The 22,876-nt window shown below is 66.6% G+C and carries 18 protein-coding genes; 8 read left to right on the top strand and 10 right to left on the bottom strand.

The window, feature by feature from the left end:
* Window positions 1-500 precede the first annotated feature (500 nt).
* The 4 genes from C1924_RS04175 (at window position 501) to C1924_RS04160 (ending at window position 4,714) form a co-directional block, all read left to right on the top strand.
* Window positions 501-1,133, top strand: a complete 633-nt coding sequence (locus C1924_RS04175; RefSeq protein WP_108764175.1) for a hypothetical protein — start codon at window positions 501-503, stop codon at window positions 1,131-1,133.
* A gap of 98 nt (window positions 1,134-1,231) precedes the next feature.
* Window positions 1,232-3,262: an NADPH-dependent 2,4-dienoyl-CoA reductase gene (locus C1924_RS04170; RefSeq protein WP_108764174.1), complete on the top strand. Its 2,031-nt coding sequence runs from the start codon at window positions 1,232-1,234 to the stop codon at window positions 3,260-3,262.
* A 295-nt stretch (window positions 3,263-3,557) separates the two neighbouring features.
* Window positions 3,558-4,016, top strand: a complete 459-nt coding sequence (locus C1924_RS04165; protein WP_004154513.1) for a cell wall hydrolase — start codon at window positions 3,558-3,560, stop codon at window positions 4,014-4,016.
* Between the two features lie 86 nt (window positions 4,017-4,102).
* Complete coding sequence (locus tag C1924_RS04160) at window positions 4,103-4,714, top strand: glutathione S-transferase N-terminal domain-containing protein (protein ID WP_108764173.1); 612 nt, start codon at window positions 4,103-4,105, stop codon at window positions 4,712-4,714.
* 155 nt (window positions 4,715-4,869) lie between these two features.
* Here the strand turns inward: C1924_RS04160 and C1924_RS04155 are convergent, their stop codons facing one another.
* The 6 genes from C1924_RS04155 to C1924_RS04130 all read right to left on the bottom strand — a co-directional run bounded on the left by C1924_RS04155 (window position 4,870) and on the right by C1924_RS04130 (window position 11,669).
* Window positions 4,870-5,925 carry a suppressor of fused domain protein gene (locus C1924_RS04155; RefSeq protein WP_108766963.1) on the bottom strand — a complete coding sequence of 352 codons (1,056 nt, stop codon included), beginning with the start codon at window positions 5,923-5,925 and terminating at the stop codon, window positions 4,870-4,872.
* Window positions 5,926-5,975: 50 nt separating this feature from the next.
* Window positions 5,976-6,479: a hypothetical protein gene (locus C1924_RS04150; RefSeq protein WP_108764172.1), complete on the bottom strand. Its 504-nt coding sequence runs from the start codon at window positions 6,477-6,479 to the stop codon at window positions 5,976-5,978.
* A 210-nt stretch (window positions 6,480-6,689) separates the two neighbouring features.
* On the bottom strand, window positions 6,690-8,570 hold the full coding sequence (gene prpE, locus C1924_RS04145) for a propionate--CoA ligase (RefSeq protein ID WP_108764171.1): 1,881 nt from the start codon (window positions 8,568-8,570) through the stop codon (window positions 6,690-6,692).
* 661 nt (window positions 8,571-9,231) lie between these two features.
* On the bottom strand, window positions 9,232-9,846 hold the full coding sequence (locus tag C1924_RS04140) for an RluA family pseudouridine synthase (RefSeq protein ID WP_108764170.1): 615 nt from the start codon (window positions 9,844-9,846) through the stop codon (window positions 9,232-9,234).
* A 228-nt stretch (window positions 9,847-10,074) separates the two neighbouring features.
* Entirely contained in the window at window positions 10,075-11,061 is a 987-nt protein-coding gene (locus tag C1924_RS04135) for a malate dehydrogenase (protein ID WP_108748672.1), read from the bottom strand.
* A 116-nt stretch (window positions 11,062-11,177) separates the two neighbouring features.
* Entirely contained in the window at window positions 11,178-11,669 is a 492-nt protein-coding gene (locus tag C1924_RS04130; protein WP_079220769.1) for a peptidylprolyl isomerase, read from the bottom strand.
* A 249-nt stretch (window positions 11,670-11,918) separates the two neighbouring features.
* Here C1924_RS04130 and typA point away from each other — a divergent pair, with 249 nt between their 5' ends.
* The 3 genes from typA to C1924_RS04115 are packed head-to-tail and all read left to right on the top strand — an operon-like array spanning window position 11,919 to window position 15,906.
* Window positions 11,919-13,766 (top strand): translational GTPase TypA, encoded by a 1,848-nt coding sequence (gene typA, locus C1924_RS04125; protein ID WP_108764169.1) that lies wholly within the window; start codon window positions 11,919-11,921, stop codon window positions 13,764-13,766.
* 8 nt (window positions 13,767-13,774) lie between these two features.
* The gene (locus C1924_RS04120) at window positions 13,775-14,242 is read left to right on the top strand and encodes a DUF2127 domain-containing protein (protein ID WP_108764168.1); all 468 of its coding nucleotides are present in this window, start codon (window positions 13,775-13,777) and stop codon (window positions 14,240-14,242) included.
* A gap of 41 nt (window positions 14,243-14,283) precedes the next feature.
* Complete coding sequence (locus C1924_RS04115; protein WP_108764167.1) at window positions 14,284-15,906, top strand: amidase; 1,623 nt, start codon at window positions 14,284-14,286, stop codon at window positions 15,904-15,906.
* A gap of 102 nt (window positions 15,907-16,008) precedes the next feature.
* On the opposite strand, the gene C1924_RS04110 is transcribed toward C1924_RS04115, so the two are convergent.
* Together C1924_RS04110 and C1924_RS04100 are read right to left on the bottom strand one after the other, a co-directional pair.
* Window positions 16,009-17,193 carry a mechanosensitive ion channel family protein gene (locus tag C1924_RS04110; protein ID WP_174208937.1) on the bottom strand — a complete coding sequence of 395 codons (1,185 nt, stop codon included), beginning with the start codon at window positions 17,191-17,193 and terminating at the stop codon, window positions 16,009-16,011.
* A 625-nt stretch (window positions 17,194-17,818) separates the two neighbouring features.
* A complete protein-coding gene (locus C1924_RS04100; RefSeq protein ID WP_108764166.1) occupies window positions 17,819-19,210 on the bottom strand; it encodes a 3-deoxy-7-phosphoheptulonate synthase class II in 1,392 nt (463 codons plus the stop codon).
* Between the two features lie 227 nt (window positions 19,211-19,437).
* On the opposite strand from C1924_RS04100, the gene C1924_RS04095 reads away from it, so the two are divergent.
* Window positions 19,438-21,570 (top strand): TonB-dependent receptor, encoded by a 2,133-nt coding sequence (locus tag C1924_RS04095; protein WP_108764165.1) that lies wholly within the window; start codon window positions 19,438-19,440, stop codon window positions 21,568-21,570.
* 87 nt (window positions 21,571-21,657) lie between these two features.
* Here the strand turns inward: C1924_RS04095 and C1924_RS04090 are convergent, their stop codons facing one another.
* Both C1924_RS04090 and rplQ read right to left on the bottom strand, forming a co-directional pair.
* Window positions 21,658-22,164, bottom strand: coding sequence for a disulfide bond formation protein B (locus C1924_RS04090; protein ID WP_108764164.1), 507 nt, complete (start codon window positions 22,162-22,164; stop codon window positions 21,658-21,660).
* Window positions 22,165-22,371: 207 nt separating this feature from the next.
* Complete coding sequence (rplQ, locus tag C1924_RS04085) at window positions 22,372-22,755, bottom strand: 50S ribosomal protein L17 (protein ID WP_053519752.1); 384 nt, start codon at window positions 22,753-22,755, stop codon at window positions 22,372-22,374.
* Between the last annotated feature and the right edge of the window lie 121 nt (window positions 22,756-22,876).

The raw sequence follows: 22,876 nt of genomic DNA, 5'->3' as shown, positions 1-22,876 counted from the left end.
CCATGTTAACAGTCACGTAACATGTGAAGCGTCGCACCCGGCCGGCCTCCGGTCCGACGTTGAAACCCTATACAGGATCATGAAAATCCGCAAGACCCCCGCGCGACAAGGGTTTGGAGGGGATTAAGGGGAGTAAGCGACAGGTTTGGCAGAGCCCTTCCCGAGGGGATTCAGTGCATACCCATCCACGTGAGGAACCTTTTGCTGGGCGCACGTTACGCAACCGGGACACGCTCGAACCGGGGGTCATGAACAGAGAATCCGTCGCAGCGCGCGGCCGATATTCTGCGTTTCCCGCAACGCCCCAGCAGGGCCGCGCACGGCGGGAACGGATTAACGCCAATCGCGTCAGTTAAGTGGAATGGACCGCGTTGGCCAGGGGCCGGGTTCGCACATGGCTGTAACTGACCTGTGATGTCGGATCCGCCCGCATCTGTATCTATAACGAAGCTTGAACAGACATTACGGTGGGAACAGACCCTCCCCACTCTGGACCGCCGATGCCCACCGCCCTCCCCCTGCGCCTGCTGCAGCTTGTCACCGGCCTGTTCCTGTATGGGTCCGGCATTGCCCTGATGGTGCGTGCCGCCATCGGTGTGGCGCCGTGGGACGTGCTGTCACAGGGCATCACCCTGCATTCGCCGCTGTCGTTCGGAATGGTCACCAATCTGGTCGGCCTGGCCGTGCTGCTGCTGTGGTGGCCGCTGCGGCAGAAGCCCGGTGTGGGCACCGTGCTGAACGTGCTGCTGATCGGTCCATCCGCACAGTTCGGCCTCTGGCTGCTGCCACCGGCGGTGGGCCTCGGCTGGCAGCTGCTGCTGTTCTGCGCCGGGCTGCTGCTGATCGCGCTGGCTACCGGCCTGTACATCGGCGCTCGCCTGGGCCCCGGCCCCCGCGATGGGCTGATGACCGGCCTGCATGCGCGCACCGGCTGGCCGATATGGAAAGTCCGCACCCTCATCGAAGGCAGTGCGCTGGCGGTGGGCTGGTGGTTGGGTGGCAACATCGGCGCGGGCACCCTGGCCTTCGCCCTGCTGATCGGCCCGCTGTGCGGCTTCACGCTGGGCTGGTTCGGCATCGGCCGCCCGGCTCCGGTAGTGCCGACCGCTGGCCAGCAACCGCAGTCGCCCTGAGCTGATCGGGATGCCGGTCATCGGCCGGCACTACCAGCCCTTGCTCCGGGGGCGGTTTCGCGGCACCCTGCGCGCTTCCGTACGCAAGCGTATCGACCATGTCGCCAGCCAACGAAACCGCCTATCCGCACCTGTTCTCCCCGCTGGACCTGGGCTTCACCCAGCTGCGCAACCGGGTGCTGATGGGCTCGATGCACACCGGCCTGGAAGATCGCGCGCGCGACTTCCCGCGCCTGGCCGCCTACTTCGCCGAGCGCGCCGAGGGCGGCGTCGGGCTGATCGTCACCGGCGGGTTCGCCCCCAACGTGGTGGGGTGGCTGAAGCCGTTCGGCGGCAAGCTGTCCTGGCCGTGGGAAGTACGCCCGCACCGCCAGCTGACCGCCGCAGCGCACCAGCACGGCGCGAAGATCTGCCTGCAGCTGCTGCACGCCGGCCGCTATGCCTACCACCCGCTGTCGGTGGCGCCGTCGAAGCTGAAGGCGCCGATCAATCCGTTCACGCCGCGTGCGCTGTCGGCCAGCGGCGTCGAACGGCATATCGCCGATTACGCGCGCAGTGCGAGGCTGGCCCGCGAGGCCGGCTACGACGGCGTGGAAGTGATGGGCTCGGAAGGCTACCTCATCAACGAGTTCATCGCCCCGCGCACCAACACGCGCAGCGACCGCTGGGGCGGCGACGCACGCCAGCGCATGCGCTTCGCGGTGGAGATCGTGCGCCGCATCCGCGAGGCCTGCGGGCCGGACTTCATCATCATCTACCGACTGTCGCTGGTCGATCTGGTCGACGACGGCAGCAACTGGGAAGAGATCGTGCAGCAGGCGCAGGCCATCGAAGCGGCCGGTGCAACGATCATCAATTCCGGCATCGGCTGGCACGAGGCACGCATCCCGACCATCGCCACCTCGGTGCCGCGTGCGGCTTTCGCCGGGGTCACCGCCAAGCTCAAGCCGCATGTGACGCTGCCGCTGGTGGCCACCAACCGCATCAACATGCCCGAGGTGGCCGAGCGCATCCTGGCCGACGGGGGCGCCGACATGGTGTCGCTGGCGCGCCCGCTGCTGGCCGACCCGCAGTGGCCGAACAAGGCCCGTGACGGTCGCGCCGAGACGATCAACACCTGCATCGCCTGCAACCAGGCCTGCCTGGACCACGTGTTCGAGAACAAGCTGGCCAGCTGCCTGGTCAACCCGCGCGCCGCGCACGAGACCGAGCTCGTCTACCACCCCACCACCGCGCCGAAGAAGATCGCGGTGGTCGGCGCCGGTCCGGCCGGGCTGGCCTGCGCCACCGTGGCGGCACAGCGCGGCCACCAGGTCACTCTGTTCGATGCCGGCGATGAGATCGGCGGCCAGTTCAACGTGGCCAAGCGCATCCCCGGCAAGGAAGAGTTCCATGAAACGCTGCGCTACTTCCGCCACAAGTTGGCTGAAACCGGGGTGCAGCTGCGGCTGGGCACCCAGGCCGACGCAACCGGCCTGACCGGCTTCGATCACGTGGTGCTGGCCACCGGCATCACCCCGCGCAAGGTCGACTTCCCGGGCGCCGACCATGCCAAGGTGGTCAGCTACCTGGATGTGGTGCTGGGGCGGGTCGAGGTCGGTCCCAGCGCGGCGATCATCGGTGCCGGCGGCATCGGCTTCGACGTCGGTGAGTTCCTCAGCCATGCCGGCCCCTCGCCCTCGCTGGACCCGCAGCGCTGGATGGCCGAATGGGGCGTGGATCACCACTTCGAGGCTCGCGGCGCGCTGGCCACCCCGCATGTGGAGCCCTCGCCGCGTCGCCTGTGGCTGCTGCAGCGGAGCGCCGGCAAGCCCGGTGCGCGGCTGGGCAAGACCACCGGCTGGATCCACCGCGCCACGCTCAAGGCCAAGGGCGTGCGCATGCTCGGCGGCGTGGAGTACTTGGGCGTGGATGACAACGGGCTGCGCATCCGCGTGGATGGCAACGAGCAGCTGTTGCCGGTCGACCATGTGGTGATCTGCGCCGGGCAGGAACCGAACCGCGCGCTGCTGGCCGAACTGCAGGCCACCGGCATCGACGCGCAGCTGATCGGCGGTGCCGATGTAGCGGCCGAACTCGATGCAAAACGCGCTATCGACCAAGGCAGCCGGGTAGCGGCTGCGCTCTAGTTGCGACCTGAATGGGGGGCCGGATCTGATTTCCACCCCCTGCTCCGAACCTGAATGTCAAGCAAGCCGATTCAGGATGCGTTCGGCAATCCCCCCCTACCTTGCGCCAACTTTCTGCTCACCAGCCAGTTCCCGGTGAGCCGGCGCGGCCCCCTCGATCGGACTGATCGTTTCTTTTGGGGCCGCCCACGGGGCGGCCCCGATGGCCGCCTCCCCATGACGCCAAGTCGTACCCCGGCCCGCAGCCCCCGCTGCGGGAACCCCGAGGTGCGGCCCACACGGAGCAAGGAGTTATATGAAACTGGCCTGGATTCTCTGGCTGTCGCAGTTGTTGCCGCAGCCGGCCGCTGATTCATTGTGTTTGAGCACCACCGTTTACCTGGAAGCCCGCGACCAGACCCTGCGCGGCCAGCAGGCCGTCGCCGAAGTGGCCCTGCGCCGCCTCGACAGTGGCCTGTGGGGTGATTCGATGTGCCAGGTGGTCACCGCGCGCAAGCAGTTCGCCCCGACCATCGTGTCCCCCGGCACCCAGCTGGGCAACGATGCCGCCTGGAGCGAGGCGATGAACGTGGCCTTCGACGCCGAGCGCAACTGGGCGCTGCCGGCCGGCGAACGCCGCGAGATCGTGCCCGGCGCCAGCCACTTCGCCGCGCTGTCCATTGCCAGCCCGAACTGGCGCAACGCCTATCAGGTGGCAACCATCGGCGATCACACCTTCTATAAGGTGCAGAACCTCAAGCCTCGCCAGTCGTAACGATCTGTTGCCGGCGGCAGCGTTGCCGCGCGCCGGCAGGCTCTGGGATAGTGGGCGTTTCCCGCCACGCCCCGCCTGGAGTCCCCATGAAGCTGTACAGCAAGCCCGGTGCCTGTTCCACCGCCGACCACATCGCCCTGCAGTGGACCGGCCAGCCCTATGAAGTGGAGCTGCTGGACAAGGACACCCTGAAGGGTCCGGAATTCCTCAAGATCAATCCGGCCGGCGCCGTGCCCGCACTGGTCGATGGTGATTTCATCCTGCTGCAGAACGCGGCCATCATGGGCTACATCGCCGACAGCTTCCCGCAGGCCGGTCTGGGCGGCGATGGCAGCGCGCAGCAGCGCGCCGAAGCCACCCGCTGGCTCTCCTTCGTCAACTCGGACGTGCACCCGGCCTTCTCGCCGCTGTTCGCGCCCTCCAAGTTCATCGCCGACGATGGCCAGTTCGACGCCATCCGCGCCGCCGCGCGCAAGCGCCTGCGTGGCCTGTTCGAGACCGCCGACAAGCAGCTGGCCGACAAGCCGTGGCTGGCGGGCTTCCGCAGCTTCGCCGATCCCTACTTCTACATCACCCTGCGCTGGGCCGCAGCGGCCAAGGTCGACCTGGTCGGTCTGGACAACGTGGCAGCCTTCAAGACCCGCATGGAAGCCGATGCCGGCGTGCAGGCCGTACTGAAGGCCGAAGGCCTGGCCTGATGCCAGGGACGGGGTCAGAGACGTTCGCGCAGCGAACGGATCTGACCCCATTCGTCCTGGGGTCGGATCCGCCTGCGCAGCAGGCGGCTCTGACCCCAGAGCCGCTGATCGATCAGTCGATCAAGCTCGACTCCACGCTTCTGTCATCCATCCGCTCAGCCGATCTCGCGGATGACCTCACCCTTGCCGTCGCGCAGCTGGGTCGGCACCACTTCAATGCGCAGCGCATCGGTCACCGGGTAGAGCCCACGTTCCGCCGGCACTGCCGCCAGCGCCTGCAGCCCTGCCTCATCCAGCGCCCAGCGCGCGCTGTCGTCACCGACGTCATCGAGCCGGTCGCCAGCAGCCGGAGTAAACGTCCACTGCCGCTCGCGGCTGACCAGTTCAAGCGGCTTGCCATGGCGCAGGCGCAGCCCCAGCAGCTCACGCACGCTCGGCACCTGGCCGGCACCCAGTACCAGCGTGGTCACGCCCGCCTCCTGCCGCCACTGCAGGGTCTCGATGAAGAGCATGCCGGTGCTGGAGCCCTCACGTTCGCCGCCCTCCCGCACCTGCGCCGCCAACGCGGGGTCATCCAGCAGGCTGCCACGGTGCAGGTCGGTGATCCACAACGGCATCGCCGGCTGCATTGCCTGCAGCACGCCGTGGGTCGACCAGCGCCTGATCGCCTCCATCTCTTCATCGGTCAGGCCAACCAACTGCAGGAACTGCAGATGCCCGTTGTCGGTATCGCGCGCCGGCAGCTGCGGGTCGGCGATGAACGCCAGGTGGCAGAGGCGGGTTGCAGTCTCCAGCGCGATCGGGCCGTTGGCATTGAGATGGTGGCCATCCTCGAACACGTTGCCGCTGCCGAACACATAGCGCGCCAGGTTCTGCAGCAGGTTCAGCGGCCACACCGGCGGCGTACTGCCGGCCGTCTCGTCCTTGCCGGCGGCCAGACGGAAGGTCAGCTCGAAGCCATAGCCACTGGCGTCGGCATCACTGCTTTCCTTTGCATAAAGCTCGGAAAAACCGTAGGTGACGTAGTGCCAGTGCGGCACCGGAGCGTCGGCCCAGTACACGCTGATGCCGTCCAGCGGATCCTGCCCGCCCAGCGTGTAGGGCAACGCGGTGCCGTAATGGCGCGGCTCCTGGCCCGCATACAGCGGTGCCAGCGCCGCATTGATGGCGTCCCAGCCGGGCGTGTCGGTGGTGTCGTGTTCGTCGTGCACGCAGGCATCCTCGAAGGCAGTGGAATCCACCCACCACTTTACCCGCGGCGCTACGCCTGCACGACCTCGCCAGGGGCCGGTGACAGCAGTGCCTGGGTCTCCTGCCACCAGCGCTGGGCCAGCGCCGGACTACGCGCCTTGCCTACGGCCTCAAGCAGTTCGGGGCACAGCCGCTCCAGCGACAGTGCATCCTTGCAGCGCTCGATCTTCAACTGCATGAAATAGCCTTTCAGGCCCAGGTGCCGACGCACCGCCTCGCTCATTGCGTCATACAGCTGCTGGTACACCGCCGGATCCTGCTCACGGCCGCTGGTCAGGCCTGGCGCGGGCACCGGGTCGGCCGAGCCGCCGACCACTTCGATCAGCGCCAGCGCTGCCAGCTGCTGCAGCGCATCCGGCGGCGCGCGCAGGCCCTCGAGCAGGCCGCGCAGTTCGTTGTCATCCCGTTGGCCATCGACCATCAACAGGATCGAACGCAGTCCCGCCGGCAGGCGCCGGCCCCGGTCTTCGATTTCCTGGCGGCCAGCGGCCGTCTTGGCATACAGCAAAGCCATGCATCCCCCCGATCCTTGATGCGCTTCATCTGCGCGCCCGGTCGGGCGCACCCCCTTGGTCGCCACCGTGCGGGCCGGCGCAGCTTCCCCGAAGCGCCGGCTCTGTTGCAGACCGATGACAGGGCGAGCTTAGCGCATGTGCACCGATAGTGCCGGCCGCTGGCCGGCATCCCGCATGCGGCAATGCCGGCCAGCGGCCGGCACTACCGGTTACCGCCCCAGCGCGCGGCGGATCTCTTCCAGCGCGCCGGGATCGTCCAGGGTCGACAGGTCGCCCGGGTCGCGCTGTTCGGCCAGCGCCTGCAACGAACGCCGCAGCAGCTTGCCTGAGCGGGTCTTGGGCAGCGCGTTGACCACGTGCACGTGTGCCGGCCGGGCCACCGCGCCGAGCGAAGCGGTCACCGCCGCCATCATCTCGGCCACCACCGGTCCCGGGTCCTCACCGTTGAGCCCCTGCTTGAGGGTCACGAACACCAGCGGCACCTGCCCCTTCAGCTCATCCTTCACCCCGATCACCGCCGCCTCGGCCACACGGGGGTGCCCGGAGATGGCCTCTTCGATCTCACGCGTGCCCAAGCGATGGCCGGCCACGTTGATCACATCGTCAGTACGGCCAAGGATGAAGGTGTAACCGTCGTCATCGCGGATGGCCCAATCCAGCGAGCTGTACAGCAGTTCCTTGAAGTGGCTGAAGTAGCTCTGCATGAAGCGCGCATCGTCGTTCCACACCGTGCTCATGCAGCCCGGCGGCAACGGCGGGGTCACCACCAGCACGCCCTTCTGCCCAGCGGCCACCTCCTCGCCGGTGTTCTCGTCGATCACCTTCATGCGATAGCCAAGGTTGGGAAATCCCGGCGATCCGAAGCGCACCGGCTTCATGTCCAGTCCCGGCAGCAGGGTCAGCGCCGGCCAGCCGGTTTCGGTCTGCCAGTAGTTGTCGATGATCGGCTTGCCCAGCGCGTCGCTGATCCAGTGCGCGGTGGGTTCATCCAGCGGCTCTCCGGCCAGGAACAGGTACTTCAGCGCATCCAGATCGTGGCGATGGATGAAGTCGGCATCATGCTTCTTCAGCACACGGATGGCGGTGGGTGAAGAGAACATCGTGCGCACACCGTACTGCTCGCACAGCGCCCACCAGATGCCGGGGTCCGGGTTGGTCGGCAGGCCTTCGTACAGCAATGAGGTGCAACCGCCGATCAGGGGTCCGTATACGTTGTAGGAATGGCCGACCGCCCAGCCCACATCCGAGGTGGAGAACATCACCTGCCCGGGCTTGCAGTCGAACACGGTCTGCATCGACTGCGCCATGGCCACGGCATAGCCACCCACGTCGCGCTGCACGCCCTTGGGCTTGCCGGTGGTGCCGGAGGTGTAGAGCAGGTAGCTGGGTTCGCTGGATTCGAGCCATTTCACCGGCACGTCCACTTCACCCACCTGTGCACGCAGTTCGGCGTAATCGACATCGCGCCCCTGCGCCCGCGGCTCGGCAGGATCCAGCCCGCGCGAGACGATCAACACGTGCGGTGGCGGATTGTTCGCTTCGGCGCAGGCGGCATCGACCATGCCCTTGTAAGGAATGACCTTGCCACCGCGCATGCCGGCATCGGCGGCGATCAGCAGCTTGGGCCTGGCGTCATCGATACGCAGCGCCAGGTTGTGCGCGGCGAAGCCGCCGAACACCACCGAATGCACCGCGCCGATGCGCGCGCATGCCAGCATGGCGAACACCGCTTCAGCCATGTTGGGCATATAGATGACCACGCGGTCACCGTGGCCTACACCCAGGCGCTGCAGCACGGCGGCGAAGTCGTTCACTTCGCGGTACAGCTGGCGATAGGTGATCTCGCGCGTGACGTTAGTTTCGGTGGAGACGGCCACCAGCGCGAGCTGATCGGCGCGCTCGGCAAGATGGCGATCGACCGCGTTGTAGCAGAGGTTGGTTTCACCGCCCACGTACCATCGGCGGAACGGCGGGTTGCTGTAGTCCAGCACCTGCTTCGGCGGTACATGCCAGTAGATGCGCTTGGCTTCCTCGCCCCAGAATGCCTCCGGCTCGTCGATCGAGCGTCGGTAGGTTTCCTCGTAGTTCATGACGCAGCCCTCCCAGACAAAGTCATGCATTCGAGGATAGTCCGGCGCTGGCACGCGGGCCGCCCTACCTTGGTAGGGGGTGGGGTTTTTCATGCAGGGCTGCCGCCCTGCACCTGCAGAAGCAACGTCAACGTCAACGTCAAAAGCCGGCTATCCGTGGGATGGCGGGGCGGGTCCGGTTGAGGGGGACGCCGTGAACCCATCCATGGGGGCTTGGTCGCGGCATCCATGCCGCTCACACCCCCTCAACCGGACCCACCCCGCCTTCGACAGTTTTCTGCGAGCTGTTGGAACCTGCTGCTGAGGGTGGGTGCCGACCGTTGGTCGGCACGGGGTCGGATCCCGTTGCTGTGCAACGGGCTCTGACCCCGGAAGAATTTCGATATCTGACAGATGTGTCGACCAACCGTCGACACCTACCAACAGCGGCACAGTCGTCGTTACCAACAGCCGCGTGAACCTGTCGAAGGCGGGGCACTGTGGGTTTGCGGGGTGTGAGCCGCATGGATGCGGCGACCAAGCCCCCATGGATGGGTTTACGGCGTCCCCGCAAACCCACAGTGCCCCGCCATCCCTCGGAATGCCGCTCTGGCTTTTGACGTTGCCGTTGCCTTGGCTTGAAGCAGGTGCAGGGCGCAGCTCTGCCTCACCCACCTCCCACCTAGAACGGAGCCGGGGACTCGAACGCCAGCGCCTCACCCGTCACCGGGTGCACGAACCGCAGGCTGCACGCATGCAGGTGCACCCGCTGCGCCGGTGCTGCGCCGTACAGCACGTCACCCACGATGGGATGGCCAAGACTGGCCATGTGCAGACGCAGCTGATGGCTGCGGCCGGTCACCGGCTCCAGCGCCACGCGCGTGCGCTGCGCCTCCACATCACGGGCGAGAACGCGCCACCGGGTCAGCGCCGGCTTGCCGTGCTCATGATCGACCCTCTGCTTCGGCCGGTTCGGCCAGTCCACGATCAACGGCAGGTCCACTTCGCCGGCATCGGCGTGCAACAGCCCCTGCACGATCGCCTCATAGCGCTTGCCCACGGTGCGCTGCTCGAACTGCATCGACAACGCCGCCTGCATCGCCTTGCCGCGTGCATGCAGCAGCAGGCCCGAGGTCACCTGGTCCAGGCGGTGTACGGTCAACGCATCCGGGTACAGCACCTGCAGCCGCGCCACCACGCAATCCTGGTTTTCTTCGCTGCGGCCGGGCACGGACAGCAGGCCGGCCGGCTTCTCGGCCACCAGCAGCGCGTCGTCGATGTAATGCAGGTGAATCATCCGGTCCCGTATCTCCTGAAACAGAAACGGGGAAGCCGAAGCTTCCCCGTGTTCCGCGTACCGACCAACGGTCGGTACCTACCCTGCTGGATGGCGTACCGACCAACGGTCGGTACCTACCCTGCTGGATGGCGTACCGACCAACGGTCGGTACCTACCCTGCTGGATGGCGTACCGACCAACGGTCGGTACCTACCCGGCTGGATGGCGTACCGACCGAAGCCGGTATCAGCCCAGCAGGTGAGCGACGCCGGAGCGCTCTTCTTCCAGCTCGGCCAGGGTCTTGTCGATGTACTTCTGGCTGAAGTCGTCGATCGGCAGATCCTTCACCAGGGTGTACTTGCCGTTTTCGGTGGTCACGGCGAAGCCGAAGATCACGCCTTCCGGAATGCCATAGGAACCGTCGGACGGCACGCCCATGGTGACCCACTTGCCGTTGCTGCCCAGCACCCAGTCACGCACGTGGTCGATGGCAGCGTTGGCGGCCGAAGCAGCCGAGGACGAGCCGCGGGCTTCGATGATCGCCGCGCCGCGCTTGCCCACGGTCGGGATGAAGGTGTTGGCGTTCCATTCCTGGTCGTTGATCGCATCGGCGATGGAAGCACCATCGGCGGTGGCGAAACGGTAATCCGGGTACATGGTCGGGCTGTGGTTGCCCCACACCACCAGCTTCTCCATGCCACCGACCGGCTTGCCGAGCTTGTTCGACAGCTGGCTCAGCGCGCGGTTGTGGTCCAGGCGCAGCATGGCGGTGAAGTTTTCCGGCTTCAGGTCCGGGGCCGACTTCATGGCGATGTAGGCATTGGTGTTGGCCGGGTTGCCGACCACCAGCACCTTCACGTCACGGCTGGCGACCTTGTTCAGCGCCGCACCCTGGGCGGTGAAGATCTTGGCGTTTTCCAGCAGCAGGTCCTTGCGCTCCATGCCCGGGCCGCGCGGACGCGCGCCGACCAGCAGGGCGATGTCGGCGTCCTTGAAGGCCACTTCGGCGTCGTCGGTGCCGACCATGCCGGCCAGCAGCGGGAAGGCGCAGTCTTCCAGTTCCATCATCACGCCCTTCAGGGCGGCCTGGGCCTTGTCGACCGGCAGTTCCAGCAGCTGCAGGATGACCGGCTGGTCCTTGCCCAGCATTTCGCCGGAGGCGATGCGGAACAGCAGGGCGTAACCGATCTGGCCGGCAGCGCCGGTCACGGCAACACGAACGGGTGCTTTCATGGGGTTTCCTCTTGCTTGCAAGCGTTGGATGAAACGCCGCGGGCGTGGCACGCGGGCCTGGCGGGCGGCGGTGAACAGGGAAACGGCCACCGAGGGGGTGGCCGTTTCAGAGGGGATCAGGCGGCGAGGATCTTGTTCCACTCGGCGACGCGGTCGGCCTGTGCGGCCAGCGCGGCGTCGACGTCGCCTTCCAGCGTGATCGAATGGATCACGTCACCCTGCTTGACCGAATCGACGATGGCCTGGCCTTCCAGGACCTTGCCGAAGACGGTGTGGCGGCCGTCCAGCCAGTCGGTCTTGATGTGGGTGATGAAGAACTGGCTGCCATTGGTGTTCGGGCCGGCGTTGGCCATCGACAGCGAGCCGACCTCGTGCTTCACGCCGTTCTTCTCGTCCTCGAACTTGTAGCCCGGGCCGCCGGTGCCACGACCCTGCGGGCAGCCGCCCTGGATCATGAAGTCGGCGATCACGCGGTGGAAGATCAGGCCGTCATAGAAGCCCTGCTTGACCAGGTTGACGAAGTTGGCAACCGTCAGCGGCGCCTTGTCGGCGAACAGCTCGACCTTGATCGGGCCCTGGGTGGTGTCGAAAGTGGCGATGAGGGACATGAAGATCCTTGATGCAGATGGGAATGCGTCTAGCCACCTAGTTTACACCCGGCTCGCGACGGCGGCGGCTTCGACCATGGGCCAACAGCACCGCTCCCGTTGGCCAAGGGGCGCCGTTCAGGCAGCCTCGCAGGGCGCCTGAATGGGCGCTCAGCCGGGCCTGAAACGCAGGTTTTCGCCAATCGTCAACTTCGACGTATAATGTTGGACTTCTTTTTCCAAATCCGGCGCCGACTGGCCCCCTTTCGTATGTCCATCGAAAACCTTCGCAACATCGCCATCGTCGCCCACGTCGACCATGGCAAGACCACCCTGGTCGACCAGCTGCTGAAGCAGTCCGGCACCCTGTCCGAGCGTACCGTCCTCGCCGAGCGCGTGATGGACAGCAACGACCAGGAAAAGGAACGCGGCATCACCATCCTGGCCAAGAACACCGCCATCACCTGGGAAGACAAGAAGACCGGCATCAAGAACCGGATCAACATCGTCGACACCCCCGGGCACGCCGACTTCGGCGGCGAGGTCGAGCGCGTGCTGTCGATGGTCGACACCGTGCTGATCCTGGTCGACGCGATGGACGGACCGATGCCGCAGACCCGCTTCGTTACCCAGAAGGCCTTCGCGATGGGCTTCAAGCCGATCGTCGTGGTCAACAAGGTTGACCGCCCGGGCTCGCGTCCGGAGTGGGTGATCGACCAGGTCTTCGACCTGTTCGACAAGCTCGGCGCCACCAACGAGCAGCTGGACTTCCCGATCGTCTACGCCTCGGCCCTGAACGGCTACGCCGGCCTGGAAGACAGCGTGCGCGACGGCGACATGACCCCGCTGTACGAAGCGATCATGCAGCACGCGCCGAAGCCGGAAGTCGATCCGGAAGGCGCCTTCCAGATGCGCATCAGCCAGCTGGACTACAACAACTTCGTAGGCGTGATCGGCATCGGCCGCATCCAGCGCGGCACCCTGAAGAAGAACATGCAGGTCGCCGTCATCGACCGCGAAGGCAAGAAGCGCAACGGCAAGGTCGCCCAGGTGCTGGGCTTCCTGGGCCTGGAGCGCATCGAGCAGGACACTGCCGAAGCCGGTGACATCGTCGCCATCTCCGGTATTCCGGAACTGACCATCTCCGACACCCTGTGCCATCCGGACACCCCGGAAGCCCTGCCGGCACTGACCGTCGACGAGCCGACCATCTCGATGACCTTCCAGGTCAACAACTCGCCGTTCGCCGGCAACAAGGATCTGTCCGGTGGCAAGTTCCTGACCAGCCGCCAGATCAAGGACCGCCTGGACCGTGAAAAGGTCCACAACGTGGCCCTGAAGGTCGAGCAGCTGGAAGACGCCGACAAGTTCCTGGTCTCCGGCCGTGGCGAACTGCACCTGTCGGTGCTGATCGAGAACATGCGCCGCGAAGGCTACGAGCTGGCCGTGTCGCGCCCGGAAGTCATCATCAAGGAAATCGACGGCCAGATGATGGAGCCGATCGAACAGCTGGTGGTGGACATCGAAGAAGTGCACCAGGGCGGCGTGATGGAAAAGCTGGGCACCCGCAAGGGCCAGCTGAAGAACATGGAGCCGGACGGCAAGGGCCGCGTGCGCCTGGAATACTCGATCCCGGCCCGTGGCCTGATCGGCTTCCAGAACGAGTTCAAGACCCTCACCCAGGGTTCGGGCCTGCTGTTCCACGTGTTCGACCACTACGGTCCGAAGGAACAGGGCGCGATTGCCAAGCGCATCAACGGCGTGATGATCGCCAATGCACCGGGCGTCACCCCGGCCTACTCGCTGGGCCCGCTGCAGGAACGCGGCAAGCTGTTCGCCGCTGAAGGCGACAACGTGTATGAAGGTCAGCTGGTCGGCATCCACTCCAAGGACAACGACCTGACCGTCAACGCGATCAAGACCAAGCCGCTGACCAACATGCGCGCTTCGGGCAAGGACGATGCGATCCAGCTGACCCCGGCGATCAAGTACTCGCTGGAACAGGCCCTGGACTTCATCGAAGACGACGAGCTGGTCGAGATCACCCCGAAGGAGATCCGCCTGCGCAAGAAGTTCCTGACCGAAAGCGACCGCAAGAAGGCTTCGCGCGCCGGCTGAGCCTGACCGTGAGCCAGAACGGCTACAACCCGGATCCGCACCGGCATCCGGGTCTCCACGTCATCGCCCTGCTCGAAGCGAGCAAGGCGATGCTGGCGCTGTTGGCTGCGACCGGGCTGGAAATGCTCGGTCCGCAGCCGCTTCGCGATGGGGTCAATGCCCTGATCCGGCGTTTCAGCCTGGACCCGGATCACGGCACCCTGCCCTCGCTGTTGAACATGATCAGTCCCGATGCGGTGCACCTCGCCGCCGCGGCGATGATCGGCTATGGCCTGCTGCACCTGGTCGAAGCCTGGGGCCTGTGGAAGGCCAGGGCCTGGGCCTCCTGGCTCGGCTGCCTGACCGCCTCGATCTACCTGCCCTTCGACATCTATGCGGTCATCCGCCACCCCGGCTGGGCTTCCTGGAGCGTGCTGGCGATCAACCTGATCGTCGTGTACGTGCTGGCCCGCGACCTGCGCAAGCGCCGCCACTGAGCAGCCGCTACACTGACGATTGGAGCCGACCCAGCCGTCCGATGCGCCCGTTCCTGCCTTCCCTGCTGACCTGCATGACCGCGGCCCTGCCCGCGCTGCTTGCCGTGGGCTGCAGCCAGACCACACCGGCCGCGCAAGCCGCGGCACCCGGCAACAGCAACGTGCCCTTCCCCTACGCCGAAACCGAGGTCACCGATCTGCAGGCGCGGATGGTTGCCGGTGAGCTGGACAGCACCACCCTCACGGCCGCCTACCTCAGACGCATCGCCGCACTGGACCGCACCGGGCCACGCCTGCGCGCGGTACTCGAACTGAACCCGGATGCCCTGAAGGAAGCGGCCGCGCGCGACCGCGAGCGCCGCGCGGGCCACGTGCGCGGCCCCCTGCATGGCATCCCGGTGCTGCTGAAGGACAACATCAACGCCGCGCCCATGGCCACCACCGCCGGCTCGCTGGCGCTGCAGGGCTTCCACCCCGGCGATGCCTATCTGGTCCGGCGCCTGCGCGAGGCCGGCGCGGTGGTGCTGGGCAAAGCCAACCTCAGCGAATGGGCCAACTTCCGCGGCAACGACTCGATCTCCGGCTGGAGCGCGCGCGGCGGCCAGACCCGCAACCCCTACCGCCTCAGCCACTCGCCCTGTGGCTCGAGCAGCGGCAGCGCGGTGGCGGTCTCAGCCAATCTGGCCAGCGTGGCGATCGGCACCGAAACCGACGGCAGCATCGTCTGCCCGGCGGCCATCAACGGCGTGGTCGGGCTGAAACCCACCGTCGGCCTGGTCAGTCGCGAGGGCATCATCCCGATTTCCTTCAGCCAGGACACGGCCGGGCCGATGACCCGCAGCGTGGCCGATGCCGCGGCAGTGCTGACCGCCATCGCCGGCCGCGATGATGCCGACCCGGCCACCGCGACCATGCCCGGCCGCGCGGTCTATGACTACACCGCGCGCCTGGACCCGCAGGGCCTGCGCGGCAAACGCCTGGGCCTGCTGCAGACGCCCCTGCTGAAGTACCGCGGCATGCCGCCCCTGATGGACCATGCCGTGTCCGAACTGCGCCGTGCCGGTGCGGTGGTGGTGCCGGTGGCCATGCCCAACCAGGGCGCGTGGGAGAACGCCGAGCGCACGGTACTGCTGTACGAGTTCAAGGCCGGGCTGGAACGCTACTTCGCCACCTACAAGGCGCCGCTGCGCAGCCTGGCCGAGCTGATCGCCTTCAATCAGGCCCATGCGAAACAGGAACTGGGCCTGTTCGGCCAGCAGCTGCTGCAGGAGGCCGATGCCACCGCCGGCCTGGCCGACCCCGCCTACATCCGTGCGCGCAGCGACGCGCGCCGCCTGGCAGGCCCAGAGGGCATCGACGCGGTCCTGGCCGCGCACCAGCTCGACGGCCTGATCGCCCCCACGACCGGCATTGCCTGGCCGCTGCGCAACAGCGGTGACGATTTTCCTGGCGAGAGCTACAGCGCCGCTGCCGTCGCCGGCTATCCCAGCCTGAGCGTACCGATGGGCCAGATCGACGGCCTGCCCGCCGGCCTGCTGTTCATGGGCACCGCCTGGAGCGAGCCGAAGCTGATCGAAATGGCGTATGCCTACGAACAGCGCACCCGCGCGCGGCAGCCGCCGCGGTTCGCCACCGACGCCTTGATCGACGCGGGCGACCCCTGATCCACGATCCGGTAGTGCCGGCCGCTGGCCGGCAGATCCGCAGCGCCCCGGTAGTGCCGGCCGCTGGCCGGCAGATCCGCGGTGCCCGGCCAGCGGCCGGCGCTACCGGTCCGCCGGCTCCACCGGCACGATCGCGGCCTCACCGTCTTCCGCCCCTGGCGAACGCACATCGGCCGTGCGCGCACGCGGCCCTCGCGGCATGTCCAGCTCATCGTCGTGCTGCAGGCGGGCACGCACCTGCGGCAGCGACTGCGGATGCTCGCGCGCGAGGAAATCCAGCATCCGTTCGCGCACCAGGCAGCGCAGGTCAAAGGCATCACCGGAACTGCGCGCGCTCACCAGCAGACGCACCTGGATGGCCCGTTCGCTGGTATCGGTCACCTGGGTCACGCACACCCGGCCATCCCATAGCGGCTCGCCCCGGCAGATGCGCTCCAGCTCGGCGCGGATCGCCGCGATGGGTGCGCGGTAATCCAGCCAGAAGAACGCGGTGCCCAGCAGGTCGGCGCTGCGTCGCGTCCAGTTCTGGAACGGGTTTTCGATGAACCAGGTCAACGGCACCACCATCCGCCGCTCATCCCAGATACGCACCACGACATAACTGCTGCCGATCTCCTCGATGCGTCCCCACTCGCCCTCGACGATCACCACGTCATCCAGGCGGATCGGCTGGGTCAGCGCGATCTGCAGACCGGCAATCAGGTTGCCGAACACCGGCTTTGCCGCGATACCGGCCACCAGGCCGATCAGCCCGGCCGAGGCCAGCAGCGCCGAACCGATCTTCGCCACCATGTCGAACTGCAGCAGCACCAGCGAGGCGCCAAGGACGATGATGCCACCCATGATCACCCGGCTGAGCACACGGGTCTGGGTCTGGATGCGGCGCGCTTCCAGATTGTCGGCCACGTCGATCGGGTTGCTGCGCAGGATGGCGCGCTCGATGGCACTGACACCCCGCACCAGCAGCCAGATGAAACACGCCACCAGGCTGATATGCAGCACCCGTTGCAGATTGCCCAGCAGCGGATCCTGCAACGGCGTCGCCTGCAGCGCGGGAATCAGCAGCAGCAACGGCAACGCCGTAGCCATTGGCAGGCCAAGCACACGGCCGATCCGCGCACGACGCCGGTCGCGCCCTTTCAGCCGGTGATGGATCCACAGGATCAGCCAAGCACCGATGCCGCCGATCACCAGCGCCAGTCCCAACGGCCACGCATAGGCCTGCATGTGCTGCCAGTGCACGCTTGCCACCTCCACTCGAATACGCGAATGGACAGGGTCGCGCATGGGGCATGAGTGTGTTGTATGCAGGGTTGGCACCCTGCACCCGCAGAGGCAACGTCAACATCAACGTCAAAAGCGGGCTATCCGTGGGTTGGCGGGGTGGGTCCGGTTGAGGGGGACGCTGCAAGTACGTCCCTGTAAGCTCGGTCGCCGCATCCATGCGGCTCACGCCCCCTCAACCGGACCCACCCCGCCTTCGACAGTTTCCTGCGATCTGTCGGGGCACGGGGTCGGATCCCGTTGCTGCGCAACGGGCTCTGACCCCATTTATGAATATTGACATCTGACAGAAAAATCGTGTCGACCAAGGTCGACACCGACCAACCGCCGCGCGAAACAACCGTCGCCGTTACCAGTAGATCCACGCCATGCGTGGATGATTCATTCGATATCCGACAGATGTGCCGACCAACGGTCGGCACCCACCCACAGCCGCGGGAAACTGTCAGAGGCGGGGCGGTGTGGGTGGGCAGGACCGTTGGCGCCATGGATGGCGCCATCGAGCCCCCATGGATGGGTTTACGGCGTGTCCTGACCACCCACACCGCCCCGCCAACCCACGGGAAGCAGGCTTTTGACGTTGCTCTGGCTTGCAGCAGGTGCAGGGCTGCAAGCCCTGCAGAAAAACCTACCTTGCCTGTTCCTGCTTGCGCACGATCGCCATCGCAATCTCCAGCGATTGCTCATAGTTCAAGCGCGGGTCCACCGTGGAACGGTACGCACGCTCCAGGTCGCGCTCGGTCAGTTCGCGTGCACCGCCGGTGCATTCGGTCACGTCCTCGCCGGTCAGTTCCAGATGCACGCCGCCCAGGCGCGTGCCCGCCGCCGCATGCAGATCGAACGACATCTCCACCTCGCTTCGCACGTTGTCGAAGCGGCGCGTCTTGAAGCCATTGGCCGTGCTTTCGGTATTGCCGTGCATCGCATCGCACACCCACAACACGCGGCGGCCATCGCGCTTCACGGCATCCAGCAGCGGTGGCAGCTTGTCGGCAATCTGCGCCGCTCCCATGCGGTGGATGAAACTCAAACGACCCGGTTCGTCGTCCGGGTTCAGCACGTCGATCAAGCGCAGCAGCTGGTCCGGCTGCACCGACGGGCCCACCTTGATCGCGATCGGGTTGCGCACACCGCGCAGATACTCCACATGCGCGCCATCCAGCGCCGCGGTGCGCATGCCGATCCACGGGTAGTGCGTGCTCAGGTTCAACCATCCCTGCTGGCGCGGCACCTGGCGGGTCAGCGCCTGCTCGTAGGGGAGCAGCAGCGCTTCGTGCGAGGTGTAGAAATCGATGCGGTTGAGGTTGTGCACGCGGGCCCCGGCCAGGGTTTCCATGAAGTGCACCGCATCGCCGATCGACGCCACCATCTTCTGGTACTCGGCAGCCAACGGCGAATGGCTTACCCACTCCAGGTTCCAGTACTCGGGGTGGTGCAGGTCAGCGAAGCCGCCATCGATCAGCGCCCGCACGAAGTTCATCGTCATCGCCGAATGCGCGTGGGCCTGCAGCATGCGCTTCGGGTCGGGCAACCGCGCGGCCTCGGTGAAGGCCGGTGCGTTGATCACATCGCCGCGGTAGCTCGGCAGGGTCACGCCATCGCGGGTCTCGGTATCAGCCGAACGCGGCTTGGCGTACTGGCCGGCGAACCGACCGACGCGGATCACCGGCTGGCGCAGGCCGTGCACCAGCACCAGGCTCATCTGCAGCAGCACCTTCAGCCGGTTGGAAATCGTGCCCGATTCGCAATCGCTGAAATTCTCCGCGCAGTCACCGCCCTGCAGCAGGAAACGCTTGCCCTCCTGCGCCTCGGCCAGCTGCTGTTTCAGCGCCAGGATCTCCCAGGAGGTCACCAGCGGCGGCAGGCGCTTCAGCTCGTGCAGGGCCGCATCCAGCGCCACCGGGTCGGGGTAGGTCGGCATCTGCAACGCGGTCTTGCCACGCCAGCTCTCCGGCGACCAGCCAGCGCCAGCAGCGGTCGCAGCGGGATCAGAGACGGGCGGTACGGCAGACAGGCTCATTGCGGGCATCCGGGGTGGGAGCGGGCCATGGTCGCAGAGCGGGCCGCTGACGCAAAGGCCCCGGCGTGTTCTGCACATGACTGAACGCAGGGGAAAGGGCCGCGCGACCGGCCAGAAACCGCATCACCACGGCGACCCGGACAGGCGCATGATCCGCCACGCAGTGTTACGAAATAACAATCCCTGCTCCCCTCCCCCTCCCCCTTCCCCTTCCACAGCCATCCGCCATGAAGCCCTCCCTGCTCGCTACCGGCATCACCTTCGCCCTGGCCTTGGCCAGCCTGCCCTCCCTCGCCCTGGCCGCCGAGGCCGCCAACGACGCAGCGCCGGTCAAGGACCTCGACACGGTCACCGTCAGCGCCCAGCTCGACCAGGCGCGCAACGCGCTGTCGCCCGACATCGGCAGCAGCCAGTACCAGATCACCGCCGAGGACATCCAGAAGCAGCCGCTGGGCGCCTCCGCGCCGCTCAGCCAGGTGCTGCTCCAGGCCCCCGGCGTGGTCCAGGATTCCTATGGTGGCGTGCACGTGCGCGGCGACCACGCCAACCTGCAGTACCGCATCAATGGCGTGCTGCTGCCCGAATCGATCTCCGGCTTCGGTCAGACCCTGGACGCCCGCACCATCAAGAGCATCCGCCTGATGGACGGCGCGTTGCCGGCGCAGTTCGGCGAACGCACCGCTGCCGTGGTCGATATCACGACCCGCAGCGGCGCCGAGCTTGGCAACGGCGGCAGTGTCGGCGTCACGGCCGGCTCGTTCGGCAAGGTCAACCCGAACGCCTCGTGGTGGGGCTCGCAGGGCCGCTGGAGTTGGTTCCTGACCGGCAACTACGACCAGAACGAGGTCGGCCTGGAGAACCCGACCTCCTCGCGCAAGCCGGATCATGACGACACCCACCAGGGCAAGGCCTTCGCCGACCTCACCTACCTGGTCAACGACACCACCCGCCTGAGCGTGTTTGCCGGTTTCGCCAACAACCGCTTCCAGATTCCGGTGAACCCCGGTCAGACCCCGCAGTTCGGCTATCTGGACAGCACCACCTTCGATTCCAGCCAGTTGGATGAAACCCAGCGCGAGACCACGCGCTTCGGCATGCTGGTGCTGCAGGGCACCCTCGGCGACACCGCCTACCAGCTCTCGGCCGGGCAGCGCTACAGCGACGTTGGCTTCAATCCCGACGTGGCCGGCGACCTGGTGTTCAACGGCGTTGCCTCGCAGGTCCAGCGCAGCAACCGCGCCAACACCCTGCAGGCGGACTTCTCCACCCCGCTGGGCGACAACCACACCCTGCGCTATGGCCTGTATGGCAACCAGGAGCGCGCCCGCGCCAGCAACAACAGCTGGGTGTTCCCGGTTGACGCCGATGGCGCACAAGCCAGCACGACGCCGCTGCAGATTGCCGACAACAGCGCGTTCAAGGCGACCACCATGGCGGTCTATGTACAGGACGAATGGAGGATCGGCGACGACTGGACCGTCAACTATGGCCTGCGCGGCGATCGCTACAAGGCGTTCGGCCAGACTGAAGGCCAGCTCAGCCCGCGCCTGGGCGTGGTCTGGAACGCCAGTGACAGCACCACCGTGCATGCCGGCTACTCACGCTACTTCACCCCGCCCGCCAGCGAGCTGATTGCGACCAGCGACATCAGCCTGTACGACGGCACCACGAATGCGCAGCCCTCCGGTGGCAACAACATCCCGCTGGCAGAGCGCAGCGACTACTACGACATCGGCGTATCCCAGCAGCTGGGCGACCACTTGACCCTGGGCCTGGATGCGTACGACCGCCGCGTTTCGCGCCTGCAGGACGAAGGCCAGTTCGGTGCCGCCTATATCTATTCGACGTTCAACTATCGCCGCGGCCACATCCGCGGGCTGGAGTTCAGCGCCGACTACAACAACGGGGATTTCAGCGCCTACTTCAATGCAGCCCTGAACAAGGCGATCGGCACCGACGTCATCACCAGCCAGTACAACCTCGACCCCGATGCCCTGGCCTACGCAGCAGACCACTGGATCCACCTCGACCACGACCAGAAGCTGACCTCGTCGGGTGGCGTGAGCTATGCGTTCGCCGGCCACAACCGCATCGGCGCGAACTATGTGTTCGGCAGCGGCCTGCGCTCGGATACCGAGACCGTGCCCAACGGTGGGGAACTGCCGTCCTACCTGCAGGTGAACCTCAGTGCCGGCCACGACTTCAACGCCGACAGCGGCCACCCGCTGCACGTGCAGGTGGCGCTGATCAATGCGCTGGACCGCAGCTACCAGCTGCGCGATGGCGGTGGCGTGGGCGTGTTCGCCCCGCAGTGGGGCCCGCGTCGCGGTGCCTACCTCAGCCTGCAGCAGGACTTCTGAGGCAGCGCCGGCCGCTGGCCGGCATTGCCAGGGTTTGCCGGCCAGCGGCCGGAACTACCAGAGCGGCCACGCCATGCGTGGCTGTTTTCAGCGCCGAACCTTGCGCAGCGAAACCAGCAGCGCCCACAGCGCCAGCAGCACGAACCACACACCCGACCACATCGGCATGGTCAGGCCCAGGAAGGTCCAGTCGATGTTGCCGCAGTTGCCGGTACCGGTCAGCACGGTGCGGAACACTTCCAGCGGACCCATCGTCTCGCTGAGGAAGCTCAGCGGGGGACCGCAGGTGGCGCCCATTTCCGGCGGCAGCATCTGCACGTACACGTGGCGGGCGGCAATGCCGAACCCGACTGCTGCGGCGATGAACGCCAGGATGCCGTAGGTGGCACGGCCCGGCCGGTTGGACGGCCCATGCAGCGCACCGATCAGGAACAACAGGCCCAGCGCCGCAAACGCCAGGCGCTGGAAGATGCACAACGGACAGGGCTCCAGGCCCATCTTCAACTGCAGGAAGATGGCGAAGCCCAGCAGGCCCGCGCAGATCAGGAAACCCAGCAGGAACTGGGTGCGGTAGGGCCAGCGCAATGGATTCATCGGGAACGCTCGAACGGATCAGGCGCCAAGCGTAACCGAGAGCGCGCCCCGTCTGAACCGCCACACGGCGCGCCTGTCGGAACGATGTGGGTCGGATTCCTTCGGGAACGGGGTCAGAGCCCTTTCCTGCGGAAAGGGATCCGCCCCCGGAAATGCAAAAGCCCGGCAGATGCCGGGCTTTCGCTGTGCTGCGTTGAAGCGGTCCGATTACTCGGCCACTTCCTCGGCCACGGCCGGACGGTCGACCAGCTCGACGTACGCCATCGGAGCATTGTCGCCGGCGCGGAAGCCGCACTTCAGCAGACGCAGGTAGCCACCCGGACGGTTCGCGTAGCGCGGGCCCAGGATGGTGAACAGGTTGCCCACAGCTTCGTTGTCGCGCAGGCGAGCGAAGGCCAGACGGCGGTTGGCGACGGAGTCGACCTTGGCCAGGGTGATCAGCGGCTCGGCGACGCGGCGCAGTTCCTTGGCCTTCGGCAGGGTGGTCTTGATCAGCTCGTGCTTGAACAGCGACGCGGCCATGTTCTTGAACATGGCTTCGCGGTGGGCGCTGGTGCGGCTGAACTTACGGCCAGACTTCTGGTGACGCATGGTGATATTCCTTGGTTAATGATGAGGCTGTGCGGATCGTTGTCGCCATCCTGGCGTTGCTGCGCGGACTGCGGTTGGTCCTGGCCGCCCGTCCTGGACGACCTGCCCGCGAACCTGGGGT

The sequence above is a fragment of the Stenotrophomonas sp. ESTM1D_MKCIP4_1 genome, assembly GCF_003086895.1.
Taxonomy (GTDB): domain Bacteria; phylum Pseudomonadota; class Gammaproteobacteria; order Xanthomonadales; family Xanthomonadaceae; genus Stenotrophomonas.
This window is presented reverse-complemented; position numbering and strand designations above follow the sequence as displayed.